This is a genomic window from Microcoleus sp. PH2017_08_TRC_O_A (genome assembly GCF_020738665.1).
In the GTDB taxonomy this organism is placed as follows: Bacteria; Cyanobacteriota; Cyanobacteriia; order Cyanobacteriales; family Microcoleaceae; genus Microcoleus.
On the sequence record NZ_JAEQCE010000004.1, the window covers coordinates 40819 to 54648 of the forward strand.

Annotated in this window: 10 protein-coding genes and 3 pseudogenes; 8 read left to right on the forward strand and 5 right to left on the reverse strand. The window is 45.2% G+C overall.

Annotated elements, in window-relative coordinates:
• Positions 1–92 precede the first annotated feature (92 nt).
• Together JGK22_RS01910 and JGK22_RS01915 are read right to left on the reverse strand one after the other, a co-directional pair.
• Positions 93–2081 (reverse strand): PatA/PatG family cyanobactin maturation protease, encoded by a 1989-nt coding sequence (locus tag JGK22_RS01910; protein WP_293204303.1) that lies wholly within the window; start codon positions 2079–2081, stop codon positions 93–95.
• A gap of 734 nt (positions 2082–2815) precedes the next feature.
• Positions 2816–3430 (reverse strand): annotated as a pseudogene (locus tag JGK22_RS01915) (S8 family serine peptidase); the annotation flags it as partial.
• 335 nt (positions 3431–3765) lie between these two features.
• On the opposite strand from JGK22_RS01915, the gene JGK22_RS01920 reads away from it, so the two are divergent.
• Positions 3766–3903: a hypothetical protein gene (locus JGK22_RS01920; protein ID WP_293184582.1), complete on the forward strand. Its 138-nt coding sequence runs from the start codon at positions 3766–3768 to the stop codon at positions 3901–3903.
• Positions 3904–4251: 348 nt separating this feature from the next.
• Here the strand turns inward: JGK22_RS01920 and JGK22_RS01925 are convergent, their stop codons facing one another.
• Both JGK22_RS01925 and JGK22_RS01930 read right to left on the reverse strand, forming a co-directional pair.
• Positions 4252–4716, reverse strand: a complete 465-nt coding sequence (locus tag JGK22_RS01925) for a hypothetical protein (protein WP_293198729.1) — start codon at positions 4714–4716, stop codon at positions 4252–4254.
• Between the two features lie 108 nt (positions 4717–4824).
• Positions 4825–5770: pseudogene (locus JGK22_RS01930) on the reverse strand (IS630 family transposase).
• 385 nt (positions 5771–6155) lie between these two features.
• Between JGK22_RS01930 and JGK22_RS01935 the strand changes: the two are divergent.
• From JGK22_RS01935 to JGK22_RS01960, 6 genes and pseudogenes are all read left to right on the forward strand, one after another.
• Positions 6156–7128 (forward strand): annotated as a pseudogene (locus JGK22_RS01935) (transposase).
• Positions 7125–7394 (forward strand): zinc ribbon domain-containing protein, encoded by a 270-nt coding sequence (locus JGK22_RS01940; RefSeq protein ID WP_293220195.1) that lies wholly within the window; start codon positions 7125–7127, stop codon positions 7392–7394. The pseudogene JGK22_RS01935 and the gene JGK22_RS01940 overlap by 4 nt, the downstream one beginning before the upstream one ends.
• Positions 7395–7572: 178 nt before the next feature.
• The gene (locus tag JGK22_RS01945) at positions 7573–8184 is read left to right on the forward strand and encodes an acyltransferase (RefSeq protein ID WP_293186648.1); all 612 of its coding nucleotides are present in this window, start codon (positions 7573–7575) and stop codon (positions 8182–8184) included.
• 242 nt (positions 8185–8426) lie between these two features.
• Positions 8427–9437 carry a glycosyltransferase family 2 protein gene (locus tag JGK22_RS01950; RefSeq protein ID WP_293186649.1) on the forward strand — a complete coding sequence of 337 codons (1011 nt, stop codon included), beginning with the start codon at positions 8427–8429 and terminating at the stop codon, positions 9435–9437.
• 354 nt (positions 9438–9791) lie between these two features.
• A complete protein-coding gene (locus JGK22_RS01955) occupies positions 9792–10373 on the forward strand; it encodes a serine acetyltransferase (RefSeq protein WP_293186650.1) in 582 nt (193 codons plus the stop codon).
• 652 nt (positions 10374–11025) lie between these two features.
• Positions 11026–11283, forward strand: a complete 258-nt coding sequence (locus tag JGK22_RS01960; RefSeq protein WP_293200845.1) for a hypothetical protein — start codon at positions 11026–11028, stop codon at positions 11281–11283.
• 82 nt (positions 11284–11365) lie between these two features.
• Here JGK22_RS01960 and JGK22_RS01965 read toward each other — a convergent pair whose 3' ends face one another.
• Positions 11366–12487: a glycosyltransferase family 4 protein gene (locus tag JGK22_RS01965; protein ID WP_293186652.1), complete on the reverse strand. Its 1122-nt coding sequence runs from the start codon at positions 12485–12487 to the stop codon at positions 11366–11368.
• Positions 12488–12671: 184 nt separating this feature from the next.
• Here JGK22_RS01965 and JGK22_RS01970 point away from each other — a divergent pair, with 184 nt between their 5' ends.
• Entirely contained in the window at positions 12672–13703 is a 1032-nt protein-coding gene (locus JGK22_RS01970) for a glycosyltransferase family 2 protein (RefSeq protein WP_293186653.1), read from the forward strand.
• Positions 13704–13830 lie beyond the last annotated feature (127 nt).

The window sequence follows — 13830 nt, forward strand, 5'->3', positions numbered from 1 at the left end:
GAAGATTATCCGTATGGATAGGTTGAACAAATTTAGCTCTCTTGGCGAGAGTGGTTTTTATTGTGGCACTCTCACCCCAATTGTATTGCCTTTTAGTACGGTGAAGACCAAGAACGAACTTCGCCCAAAGTAACAGGAATCAAATCGCTTACATCAATGGTGAAGCGGAAAATCTTCTTGGCACGACGGCTGTTTTCAGGGTCGAAGAATTTCAATTTCACATCCCAGCAGTCGCTATCCATGCGACAGAAGGGACTTTTCTCAACCGTAACGCTGTCGAGTTCCATGCCAACAGCAACCGCTTCGCTGAAGGTTTGGGCGGCTTGGAAGGCATTAGTAACGGAGAAATTGAGGGCGCGGTCCTGGGAGGTTGTTCCCAAGTTGCGGAGGTCGTAGTAGATGCGGTTGAGGAAGCCATCTAATGTTTTGCGGATGCGGTCTTCGTCAGCAGTGCCGTCTTCAGCTTGTACCGCGTTCATCGCGGCAGTGACCAAGTTGTTGACTTTCCAGCCGTAGATGCCACGGGTGCTTTGGGGTTCAATTACCGGAATAACTTGACCGGAGAATAGTTTGACTTTACGCCCGGTCAAGATGCCCGGTATGCTGACGCGCTCGACGTATTCGGCATCGTTTTCGGGTTGAATTTGACCAGCGAGGAGTTCGTGGAGAGCCCGGTAGGACTCGGCAGCAAAGGGACCCATAGGATCGATCGCATAGACCGGGGTCAGTTCAATATTAATCGTCCAAATAAGCGAGCGCGACTCAGAAATATTGGCGTCCAGGTAATCCACCATCTGACGGGCGTCGTAGGGATTCGCCGGAACCATCGTTGTCCCAAAGTTAAAAGGGGGCATCAGTTGTTTGAACGAGTCCCGACGAGCTTCGCTTCCAAAGTCGTAGCCGAGGGTTCCTAGGGCATAGACAAGCTGACCCATGTCAGCGACTTCGCTGGGGGCTTGGCTGGCGGTGACGGAATTAGCAGTTAAATTTGGCATCATTGGTTGTTGGGTTGTAGCAGTGGGAAACGATTGAATCAAATCTTGCAAGTTTGGGGTGTTGCTGGGGACAGCCCCAGCAGTCGCAGTGGCTGCTGTTGCAACCGAGGTTTGAGGCGATTGCCCTTGCGCGGTGGCGATCGCTTCACCCGTATTGCTTGGGCTGCCATCACAACCGCAGCCAGCAGCTTCTATTTCTGATGCATTCACTGATGTAAATTCCTCAGCCATATTTCCTCCTTTTAGTAACGTTATTGCTCCAGGGATGTTCAGTTTGCCTGTCAGACACCGCCTGGTTTCTTCTGGCAAGTCAGGGTCACAGGGTAAAGCACTCTGCAACAGTATTTGACGAACTTTGTGTGGATCGGGGGTTTCTCCCCGCTCCCGCTGAAGACTCAGCAGCACGGCTGCTACACCTGAGACAATCGGACTGGCGAAGCTCGTACCGCTGAGACGGTCGGTGCCACCACCGGGTTTAGCCCCCAAAATATCCTCGCCGGGGGCAAGAATACCTTGGTTTTGATAGGTTTCACCCCAGTTGCTAAATCCCAAGGGTTTGCCATTTGCATCCATCGCCCCGACTGCTAGCACTGCGGGCAACGCTGCGGGTACGTGCAGGCAATCGCAACCATTATTTCCAGCCGCTGCAACGAGCAAGACGTTGTTTTCTCGACACAGACGAACCGCATTTTCCAGCCACCCATCAGCTTCGCCAAAGTCGGTCAGTTGACCCCCACTGAGGTTAATAACGTGTGCTCCTGCATTGACCGCTTGCTCGATTCCCCGAGCTAAATCTAGCTGGGATGTCTTGCGGCGATCGTCGGCAAAGATCGGCACTATTATTCCCTTACATCGGGGAGCTATTCCCTGCACCGAACTACCCGGTTGCCCAAAAATAATGCTGGCAACGTGAGTTCCGTGAATGGACATATTGCCATTAGTTTGAGCTTCCCCTCTAACTAAGGTGGGCAAATAAGTTAAATCTGCACCTTGGAAACAAGGATGATTCCGATCGACAGGGCCATCCAAAACGGCAATACAAATACTATTATTTCCCTGGGATATGGTGCTTAATGTATCTAACATTTAACAAGACTCGGAACAGTTAGGGGAACCATAATACAAGTTTTACAAGGCTAGAAGTATAAAACTCTTGAATCAAATACAAGTCAGGGACGAAAATTAAATTGATTTAATTATTCGTAGTGGCTCAAAGTTATAAAAAATAAGCCATTTGGCTATCTAAAAATAGCCCGGAATATCGTTTTAAAAGAATCAAGTAGTTCTGCATGGCAAGGATAATTACGAAGTAAAACGGTTAATCCATCGTTATCAAAGCCCTGATATTTCAGGATTACCAAGAGTCAAACTTAATAGACATCTCCCTAAATAACAGATAAGTCTAAAATAGATAAGCCTAAGCAGGATAAGGATTTTAGATTTATTTGTACCCGGTACAACTGATTTTACGACCAAATATACGGACTCTTAGAATCTTAGTCACAAGTTTATTTGATCCGATCATCTAGTTGACTATCAAGTTTTTGAGATGTACCTTACCGTTTGACTGGTATCTCTATACCTTTACAACAGTACAGTAACATTTGAAATCTGTCAAGTAAAATTTATAAAAATCATATTTCAGAGGGCGGGGCTGTTTCATCATCGAATTTTAGCTATTCTAAAAGTGTGAATGAAAATATTAACTTATATATAGTATAGATAGCTCGCGAAAAAATCAACTATTAATTTTATTAATAGTCAAATAAATTTTTTTAGCGCAAAAATTAGAGAGCGATCGTAAAATACATCTAAGTTCCTCCTGGGGCGAGAATACCCTGATTGCTGTAGGTTTCTCCCCAGTTGCTGAAGTTTAGAGGCCGACCGAGATCGTCCATTGCTCCCACTGCCAAGACTGCCGGAAGGGCTGCGGGGACGTGCAAGCAATTGCAGCCGTCGTTCCCAGCAGCAGCCACAATTAATACGTTGTTGTCGCTGCACAGTTCCACAACACTCTCCAGCCAGCCTTCGGCTTCACCTATTTCGGTAAGTTGACCGCCGCTGATGTTGATGATGTGAGCGCCGGCATTCACAGCAGTTTCGATCGCGCGAGCCATGTCTAGCTGAGACACCCGAGAGCGGTTATCGGAAAAGATCGGAACTATCAATCCCCGACACCTAGGAGCAATTCCCGGTATCTCCGAGCCGTGCTGCCCGAAGATTACGCTGGCAACGTGGGTACCGTGCAAAGACATCGCACCGGTCACGCAAACTTCTTCCTGGACTAATGTCGGCAGCCGTTTCAGGTCAGCTCCGGCAAAACAAGGATGAGTCCGATCTACTAAGCCGTCAAGTACCGCTACACAAATTTGAGAATCACCAGAGGTTTTTTCCCAAAGGCTTTGAATTCCTGGAATTTGAGTTAAATCGGCCATTTAAGCTAAAAATAGCTAGGTCTGGCTGGTTTTGAACCTCAAGATACAGATTACTTGAATTTGCGCTAAAAAAAACTTTCGATCTTTAAAAATTTATTAATTTTTATTTCTTGTTACACATATCTTTTTTTAAAAAATTTTAGGGTATTAATTTATACTTGTTGGCTCGGGTAAGTAGCAGACTGCGATCGTCGATCGCGGAAAGTTCGCGTCCCGCGAAAGCTCTTTGACGGACATATCAACGGTAAACCCGACCGTCGCTTCTTTATCGGGTACTTGAAGTCAGTGAGTCAGGCTGCTTTCCGTGAATTGAACGGGGAGGGGTTCTGCTGCGGGTGTTTCGGGTGATGGTGGTGTTGGTGCTGGCAATACAGCTTCGGGCGTTGGCGGTACTAGCGATCGTGTTGATGCTGATGTTGGTGCAGCTTCCCGATCGCCAAAGACAAACTCTTTCCCCGAATATGAAGCGCTGACCGCCCAAGTCCCACTCGCGATCGCTACTTGACCCGACTAACGCTCTTTCATCACTCTAAGAAAGGAAAAATCTGACCATAATTTGATAATGCTAATCTGGTATGGTTTTGTGGAGCGATTTTCTAACACCTTGCTGGCGTTGGGAGCATTTGGCAAGAGATCCTTTGCTGTGGTGTCTTCGAGAATTTACTCTCATGAAAGTGACGAAAGAGCGCTAATACCATTTTTTTAAAGTTATGACAGACTTTAGCAAACAGGGAAAGTGTATAAATTACAATGTCTTGTCGTGTTCGATCTCTATCGGATCTTTAGAAAAATGGTATGAGGTACGGGTTCTAAACAGGGAGTTAACTTTGAGAACTGTCTTGGGATTGGGCGATCGTACAATCGGCCGAAATGCACTTCTGAGTCAAATCGCTGATAATATCTAAGCTCATATTGTCAACTAATTTAGTCAGAGCCACAGCAATTTGCTTCTGCGACAGCGCAACTCGCTCAATCAACAGCCTTACCGCTTGCTCGTCTCCACAAGCGGCTGCTTTATAAAGCTTCTCAATCGACTCCCTCGGCAACACAGACAGCGACTCAGAAGTCAGTTGCACAACAGGCTCATCCTGTTCGGACTTCCTCGGCGACTCCTCTTGATAGATATAGCGAACTCCCAAAGGTCGCGCCATCTTCTCGAAAATTACTGCCTCTCGGAACGGTTTGGCAACAAAGTCATCGAAGCCTTTCGACATGGCGAGTTCCTGAGTTTTAACAAAAGCATTAAGTAGGTAGGCGGGAAAAAACCACTCTATGTAACAAAACATTAAGTTACCTAATTGGAGTTAAACTTAAGACGTTGCGTAGTGTAATTTCCCCTTTGTCCTCTAGCTTCTACTCCATGAATTACGGCGTAGGCGAGTTCTAATTCATCATCAAACAAATGTCGCAGCCAACTCATCTTTCTTAATGTGTTGCCACTCCAATTCAATGGGGTTCATTTCCGAACAATACTTGGGTAAAAAGAAGATATATAAACCTTGCTTTTCCCAATGTGGCCATAACTCTTGGACTTCTTTGCATCGGTGTATTGGGCCGTTGTCTTGTACAATTACTCTCGGTCGTCCAATCTCAGCAGCTTCCTGGGCTTGGAGTTCCATAATTTTGATATAAGCTTTTCGATCGACACCTCCAATTACCAAACCGTAGACAAAACTGATGTCAGGTTGAAGAAGTCCGACAATACTTAGTCTACGACCACGCCGTTTCGTTTGTTCTAACCGTTTTTGCTCACCTATTGGGTAATAAGTATAACCTGGTTCACTCCACATACAAAACCCTGATTCATCTAAATACTTTAAGTCAATTCCTCCCGCCGCTGCCTCTAATTGCAACATATCTAAGTCGGATTGCTTCGTTTCTTGTACTATGGGGTCTTGTTTTCCTTTGTGACTTTTTCTCGCTCTTTTCCAAATAAACCTTTTTTTTTAGTATGCGTCTTAATCGATCAGCACTTAGTTTAACAGAACGTTCTTTTTCTAATTTCTGGGCTAATTAAAGACTGTTATATGTACGTGGTTCGTTTTTGAGGCATTCTTTTAAAAACTCTATATCTTCCTCTTTCCACACTTGAAGGGCTCCTCGACCAGGTGACTCCCAAAGCCCTTCCATGCCTAGATGCGACCATTTATGTAAAACCTTTCTCACTGTTTGTGGAGTCCAGTTAAAATGAGCAGCTATTTTTTCAACGTACCAGCCATGTGCATTTAATCTAATTACTTCTGCTCTGTCTTTGACTTTTTGTGGTACATCCGCAGTTCTCAGTTTTAAGAGAGTTTTGTCTTGCTGTTGAGTCAGGAATACCCTTAATCTAGCACCCATATATTGAATTACCTCAGTAGATATATTCTTTTTCTTTACTTATCTTAACATAGTTATGTTTTTTTGTGCCGACCTACTTAGTCGCTGTTTTGTGGCCGCATCCCAGGCGATCGAATCTGCCTACGAGTTGGCAAGTGGTTCCTATAGCGTATTGACGGATGGGCTTTTACAGGGATTGAATCCGGAACGTTTGCCGGGGCAATCGATCGATACCCTATCTCTATGTGCCTTTGTTAATCAATATCTAGGACTTACGCATTGACAAAATCACAAAATAGTGAATCGATCAATCAATATGAGTAGTCTACTTTCCAGGTATTTGACAATGAGAAAAACTACCAAACCCTCGACAGCACAATGCAACGCCGAAAAGTATATTTTATTTTTGCTCTTAGAACCAAAGTTTGGGGGGTGTAATAGGTTAGCAGAAATATTGGGAGATGTTTCGCATGATTCTATCAATCGATTTTTATTAAGAGAAAGATATGAACCGAAAGATTTATTCGAGACAGCTCAGAATATTATCACCTTAGAAGGAGGAATACTGAGTATTGATGATACAGTAATATAAAAACCTTATAGCGACCCCAAAAGCACAAAACTAATCGGTCGTTTTTGGTCTGGCAAATACCATAAAACGATAATAGGGTTAAACTTAATCACCCTGTATTATAGTGACATTAATGGTAATTCAGTCCCGATCAATTATAGAATATATGATCGAGAAGAGGGAAAAACAAAAAATCAATATTTTAGAGAAATGATGACGGAAATCATGAATTGGGGGGTGAAAAAAAATAGTGACGGGTGATAGTTGGTATTCAGGGGTAGAAAATTTAAAATTTCTCAGAAACCAGAAATTGGGTTTTTTATTCGCAGTTAAAAAGAATAGAACTGTCTCCAGTAAACCTCAAAAGTATTGTGCAGTAGAGATTATGGAGGTTTCAGGTGAAGGAATAATCACTCATTTGAAAGAATTTGGATTTATAAAATTGTTTAGGAAAGTGTTAAAAAAAGATGACTCTAGACACTATATTTTATATTTACCAAACTCGGAAGAACTCGGATAAACAACTAGAAGTCAATTTGTGACGATTCATGATACTCATTGGGGCATTGAAAACTTTCACAGAGCAATCAAACAAGTTTGTGAAATTTGTCGTTTCATGGTGAGAAATACCAATGCAATCAAGACTCATATATTTTGTTCACTTCAAGCATTTGTTAAATTGGAGTTGATGCGGTCTGAAAAGATAATTGGTACTTGGTATCAAGTACAAAGAAATATGTTCACTTTAGTTATACGTGAGCATATTTTTGCGAACCTTCAGAGTGATGCTATGGCCGAGAGTACATAGATAATGCTTTTTGTCAATGCGTAAGTCCTAGATTCCATGAATTCAAACGTCAACTGGAATACAAAGCTAAAAAGTTTTGCTGTGAAATAATTGTTGCTGACTGCTGGTTTCCGTCAAGCAAAACCTGCTCAAGCTGTGGACATACCCAAGATATGCCACTAAAAGAAAGAACTTACAACTGTGGAAGTTGCGGTCATTCGATGGACAGGGATTTGAACGCAGCAATTAATTTATCGCGCTTGGCTTTCATCGTGAAAGCTTACTGAGGGATAACCGCTCCCATGCTCCCGATGAAGTAAGAACCAAATGTCTAGACTTGTCTAGTATTTGTATAGCAGGACACGAACATTGGTGCCAACGTTGTCATATTGTCAGATCTACCTCCTGACACAACAGCGGTTAGTATGTCTACGAATAGGCTTAAATCTACCCAGGCTCAGGAAAATGATTAAATCAATCTTTCAGAAAATCCTTCGCCACTTTGCCATGCGCTATGGCAAGTTCCGAGGCCTCTACGTCAAATTCTGCGAGCCAAGTTCCGAGGAGTACACCCAATTTCTCCGCCTTCACGGCAACCTGTACTCGATCGGCGAAAATTGCACGATCCTGCCAAGCACGGTGTTTACAGACCCCTCCTACGTCCGCATCGGCAACAACGTCCACTTTTCCAGCTCTATCCTGATCGGCCACGACGGAGCGATCGCCATGCTCAATCAAGCCTACAACGTCAAACTAGATGCTGTGGGCAAAATAGACATCCGTGACAACGTATTTATCGGCTATCACTCGATCGTCCTCCGCAACGTCACCATCGGCCCAAATGCGATCGTCGCCGCCGGTGCGGTCGTCACCAAAGATGTCGCAGAAGGCGATATAGTTGCCGGTGTTCCCGCTAAACCCATCGGACGCGTCGCAGACTTGGTGGAAAAATTGCAGGCTGAAACTCAAAGCCTACCTTGGGCCGATTTAATTAACAGTCGCGAGGGAGCCTACGACCCCGAAATGGAACCCCAGCTTGCACAATTGCGATTGTCACACTTCTATGGAAATAAATAGACATATCCAATAATACTCAAACCCTTATATACAATCTTTTTTTGAAGATTTTTTGGGCATTTTTGGGGTTTTTCTTGGCAGTAAAGCAGGCTTTTCAACAGAAGAGCTTAATAAGAGTGACCGCTTTTGTAAAATATGCCCGAACTATCAAAAAAGTAGGCGATGCCTCAAATGGCGATCGCGCCAGCTTGCCATAGGGGTACAACTTGAGCTAAAAAGTTGTTAAACCAACAACTGCACTTATGTCCAAAGCCAGCGAGTCCAATCACCCGTATCCACTGCTGGTTGTCATTGTTAACTACCGAACCCCTGGTTTAACCATTGACTGCTTGCGCTCTCTAGTTACCGAAGTGCGATCGCTCCCCGGTATGCGAGTTGCAGTTGCCGACAACGCATCAGGCGACAATTCTAGCGAACAAATAGCAGCCGCGATCGCAGCAGAAGGCTGGAGCGAATGGGCATCCTTCGTTCCCCTAGACCGCAACGGCGGATTTGCCTTCGGCAACAACGCCCTCATACGTCCTGTCCTGCAATCCACCAATCCCCCCCCTTACTTCCTGCTGCTCAACCCAGACACCGTAGTTCGCCTAGGTGCCTTAAAAGCCCTCGTCGATTTCATGGACTCCAACCCCGAGGCCGGCATCGCCGGCAGCCGCTTGGAAGACCCCGACGGAACGCCGCAACATTCAGCTTTTCGGTTTCACGATTTCTTAACCGAACTCGATTTTGGTTGGCGGACGCGCTTTTTATCCAAATTATTGGCAAAGTGGAATGTAGCGCCTCCTATTTCCCAAGAAATCTGTCAAACTGATTGGGTAGCTGGAGCCAGCATGATCGTCCGTCGTGAAGTATTTGAAAAGATTGGCTTGATGGATGAAGCTTATTTCATGTACTGCGAAGAAATGGACTTTTGCCTGCAAGCGAACAAAGCTGGCTGGAGTTGCTGGTATGTACCTGAAAGTCGCGTGGTACACCTAGTAGGTCAAAGCTCAGGTGTGACTGACACCAAAAAACCCCCTAAGCGACTCCCACAGTATTGGTTTGATTCCCGGCGCAGGTACTTTCTCAAAAACTACGGCTTGGTTTACACAGCATTAACTGATGTCACCTGGGCTTCGGGCTTTGGAGCCTGGAGGGTGCGCCGCGTACTTCAAGGTAAGCCGGACGGCGATCCGCCAAAAATGCTCACCGATTTTATCATGAATAGTGTATTTTTTAAGGGAGGTAAGATTGAAGATTCAAAAATTTTTTAAAAGGTGTTTGTAAATAAATCAAAGCCAGAGAAACCCCGTTAATCCTGGCCAACCAAACATTGCTTCAGTTGACAGTTGATCTGGGACAGCTTGTCAGTCATCGAAGCCGAAGGGTTGACAACTTGAGGACACTTAACAAAGGAAAGAAGAGGATTAGATTAATGAATCGTCTGATTTTAATTTCTCCCTACAAGGGTTCCGGATTTCAAGCAATTCTTTGAGATAATTCACCGCAGCACTTGGTGTTTTTGAGTGAATAAACCGGGTGCACTACTCCCTAAAAACCAGAGAAATAGCTTAATATCTGGGGCATCTAATAACAACTTAAACAAAACAGAGTGTTGAGTACAGCTTATGGTAACGGAGTCAAATTTAATAGCAACTGAAAATCAAGTAGAAACCCCTGCACTCGGATTGTGGGAGCAGATTAAAGAAGACTGGATTGCTCACGGTCGCGATTGGACAAAACCGGGATTTCGCGCCGTAGCAGTTCAAAGATTCGGTGTCTGGAGAATGCAGGTAGAACCAAAACTGCTGCGGGCTCCCTTGAGCATTCTATATCGATCGCTCTACCGAAAAGTCCGCAACACCTACGGCATAGATTTGCCGTACACAGTCAAGCTCGGCCGCCGAGTCGTCATTGAACACGAAGGCTCTATCATCGTTCATGGACACTGCACTCTTGGTGACGACTGCATTATCCGCCAAGGCGTTACCCTGGGGAACCGCTACTTGGAAAAACCCCTAGAATCGCCTCAATTGGGCGATCGGGTGAACGTCGGCGCCGGAGCAAAAATTCTCGGCAAGGTCAACCTGGGAGACGACGTAAATATCGGTGCAAATGCTGTCGTTTTATCAGACATTCCTGCTGGTCAAACTGCCGTTGGCATCCCTGCCAAAATTATCAAATCCCGCCCTGTCGAAAACAATCCTTAAATTAGTACCAAAAAAAGTGACCTGTCTCTTCTGTTACTTAAACTAGAGATCTACCGCCTCTATAGTGATAAATGCTTGTACGAAATCGTGGATTTCTATGGCAATTGTGATTGTTGCACGCTGGGAGCGATCGCTACTGCTTGTTAGTAGACATTAACTCGGTCAACCAAATAATTACAAGTTGACAATATAGTAATTCTGTATGAATTGTAACATTTTGTAGGTTAGTACCCCGCCGTGCCTACCAGTAAAACCTGGCAACATACAAAAACCTTACAACTCAAATAGGATTGTCACAGAATTTCAACAAATAAATATTGTCAATCACCAACCAGCGATCGTATACTGATAATTGAATGTCACATGATTATCAGTATATCTTATCTGTTATCTTGCACAAATAATGCTTCAATCAATAACTACACCTGTCGTTTCTGCCACCGAGCCAGATTGGAGTCGCGAAAAACTTTGCCAGTGGTGGGATCCCAGTCGCCAACTTCTAAAATCTATCCGCGACTATCAAAAATGGCGGCAGCAAGGTGGAATTTTAGGGTATTTTTTATCCCGGTTCAACATAATCCAGCATATATTCTGGAGCATTGTAGCTGGAACTGACATCCCTTTGAACTGCCAGATAGGAGGGGGACTCATTATGCTTCATCCTAATGGCATAGTCATTCACCCAGAGGCATCTATTGGCCCGAACTGTATGATTTTTCAACAGGTGACAATTGTTTCTAATGTCCAAGTTGGCGGTCACGTCGATATCGGTGCAGGAGCAAAAATTATTCGCTCCGTAACGATCGGCGATCATGCTTTGATAGGCGCCAATGCAGTGGTGATTTGCGACGTACCACCGGGCGCAACCGCAGTCGGAATACCAGCAAAAATTATCCCCAAAAAACCCTAAGCCTGAAAATGCACTCCTAGAAATATTCGCAGGAAAAAGGAAGTTGCAGAGCAAGGATTCTTTCAGATAATTCTCCTAATTCCTAAACTTTCAATTTTTCCTGCATCAAATCTTTCCGGCGGCGTGCTACTTTTTCCCAGGTAAATTCCTCGGCTTGCTGGCGAGCATTATAACCCATCTGTGCTCTCAACTCCGGGGACAAAGCAAGCTTTCGCAAGCCTTCAACAAAAGCTTCACAGTCGTAAGGGTCTATGACTATCCCATCTTTGCCGTCCCGGGCAATGGCCCCCGCTCCCATAGGTGAGGTGAGAACTGGCAACCCGTAAGCCATAGCTTCATAAGTAACCATCGGGCCACCATCTTCGAGACTCGGAAAGGCAAAAATGTCAGCTTCGCCATATACGCCCGCAATATTGAGCGTGTAATCTATATGAATTACATCCGAGCGTCCTAAAATATCGCTGCAACTTTCGGCAATTGCAGGCTCCATCTCTCCGCAAAGCACCAGTCTGCCTTTAATGCCAGCTTTTTCCCAGGCTTGCAAGAGCAAGTGAGCTCCTTTTCTGACGCAGATGGTGCCCACAAAGAGCGCAGTAACGGTGTCTGATGGCTGTTTTTTGGGCGAAATATTTGGGAAACGCTTGGGACACCACCCGTAACTGCTTGACATCAGTTTGTATTCGGGAACTCCTATTTCGAGAAAAGATTTTTTTACCTCTGGACTAGGAGAAAAAATGAAATCAGCCAAGCTCATTTCTTCATCTTCTTGCTGAATCATCGCATCTGTAATTCCATGTTGGGGAGCAATGCCCAAGCGACCGTAAGCATCGTCAAGAATATATTTTGCCTTCTTAGTAGAGCAGTTAATACGCTCAAAAAAAAGTGTTTGCCCCTGCTGCTTTACCTTTCTAACAGTTTCGATTGAAGTGCGAGGCCACAAGTAAACTGCATCAAAATCATTGATATCTCTCAGAAAACGCTTTTCAGCAGAAGATTGCGCAAAATTTCCGAGCCTGTAGTACACCCTTCTGAAATATGGGGGTACGCTTTCGACCATATTATACCCGCGATATGACGGTGCACAACTGGGAACAACCATGCGGGTTTTAAAGTCTGGGTAATCCCACTGACAAAGTGACAAAAATGTATGGCTAATTCCTTGACCGCCACAGTAAAAGGTGAACAAAGAACTGATATTTAGCATGGTTGACTCTTCTCAAATAAAAATGCTGGATCGGATTTGACTTAATATATAATAAGCTAAACACGCTTTGACGCGCACTACAGCCACTCGCTAAAAGTTTGGGAATCAAGATATTGTGAAATTAGCTTGACTTTTACTAAAATATTAAAATAATAGATCGCAAGTGGAATTCCAGAGGTAAGCTTTGAAACAAGTTGGATTGGTTGCTATCGGGCGGAATGAAGGATCTCGCCTCGGAGCGTGCTTGCTGTCAGCGATCGGCAAAGTAGCTTGCGTAGTTTATGTCGATTCCGGCTCAACAGACGGCAGCTTGGAATTAGCCCGATCGCTCGGAGCTGAGACAGTAGAACTCGACTTATCTACACCCTTTACAGCAGCACGCGCCAGAAATGCAGGATTTGCCAGCCTGCGACAAGCAGTTCCAGACATCGAATTTGTCCAATTCGTAGACGGCGACTGCTCCATAGTTGATGGGTGGCTCGAATTTGCCCAGCAAAAACTCGCAGCGCAACCCGAATTAGCTGTAGTGTGCGGGCGCCGCCGCGAGCGGTATCCCAATGCCACACCATACAACCGACTCTGCGACATTGAGTGGGACAGCCCGATCGGGGAAGCCAAAGCCTGCGGGGGCGACTCGATGATGCGGGCATCAGCCTTCGAGCAAGTCAGCGGTTTCAACCCCATACTGATCGCCGGTGAAGAACCGGAACTCTGCGTGCGGCTGCGCCAAAATGGTTGGAAAATCGAGCGATTAGATGCAGAAATGACTTTGCACGACGCCCAAATGACTCGTTTTGACCAGTGGTGGAAGCGCTGTCAAAGAGCAGGCCATGCCTACGCCGAAGGTTCCTGGTTGCACGGAAACACCCCCGAACGCCACTGGGTCAAAGACAGCACCAGCATCTGGTTCTGGGGATTCGTTTTGCCCGTGCTAGCAATCGGGACAGCGTGGGTTACGCACGGCTGGAGCCTGTTGTTGCTTTGGGGCTACCCGATACTTGGCTACCGCATCTATCGGCGGATGCAGCAAAACTTAAAATCAAAGGATGCTGCTCTCTACGCATTATCTTGCGTGTTGGGGAGATTTCCTCAATTGCAGGGTCAGATGCTGTTTTACAAACGCCGGTTGCTCAGACAGCGCAGCAACTTGATCGAATACAAGACATCAAGCCCATCAATTGAGAAAGTTACAATGAGTGCTAAGTCTACTAAGTAGATCAGTTACCATCAACTTAACTTGTTTTTTCTGCAACTTCTCCCCTGTAATTGCAAATCGGGTGTTGATGTAGAGGCGGATTTTTCCATCAACCTCTACAGCCGACTCTCGCATCGAAAAAAAAAAC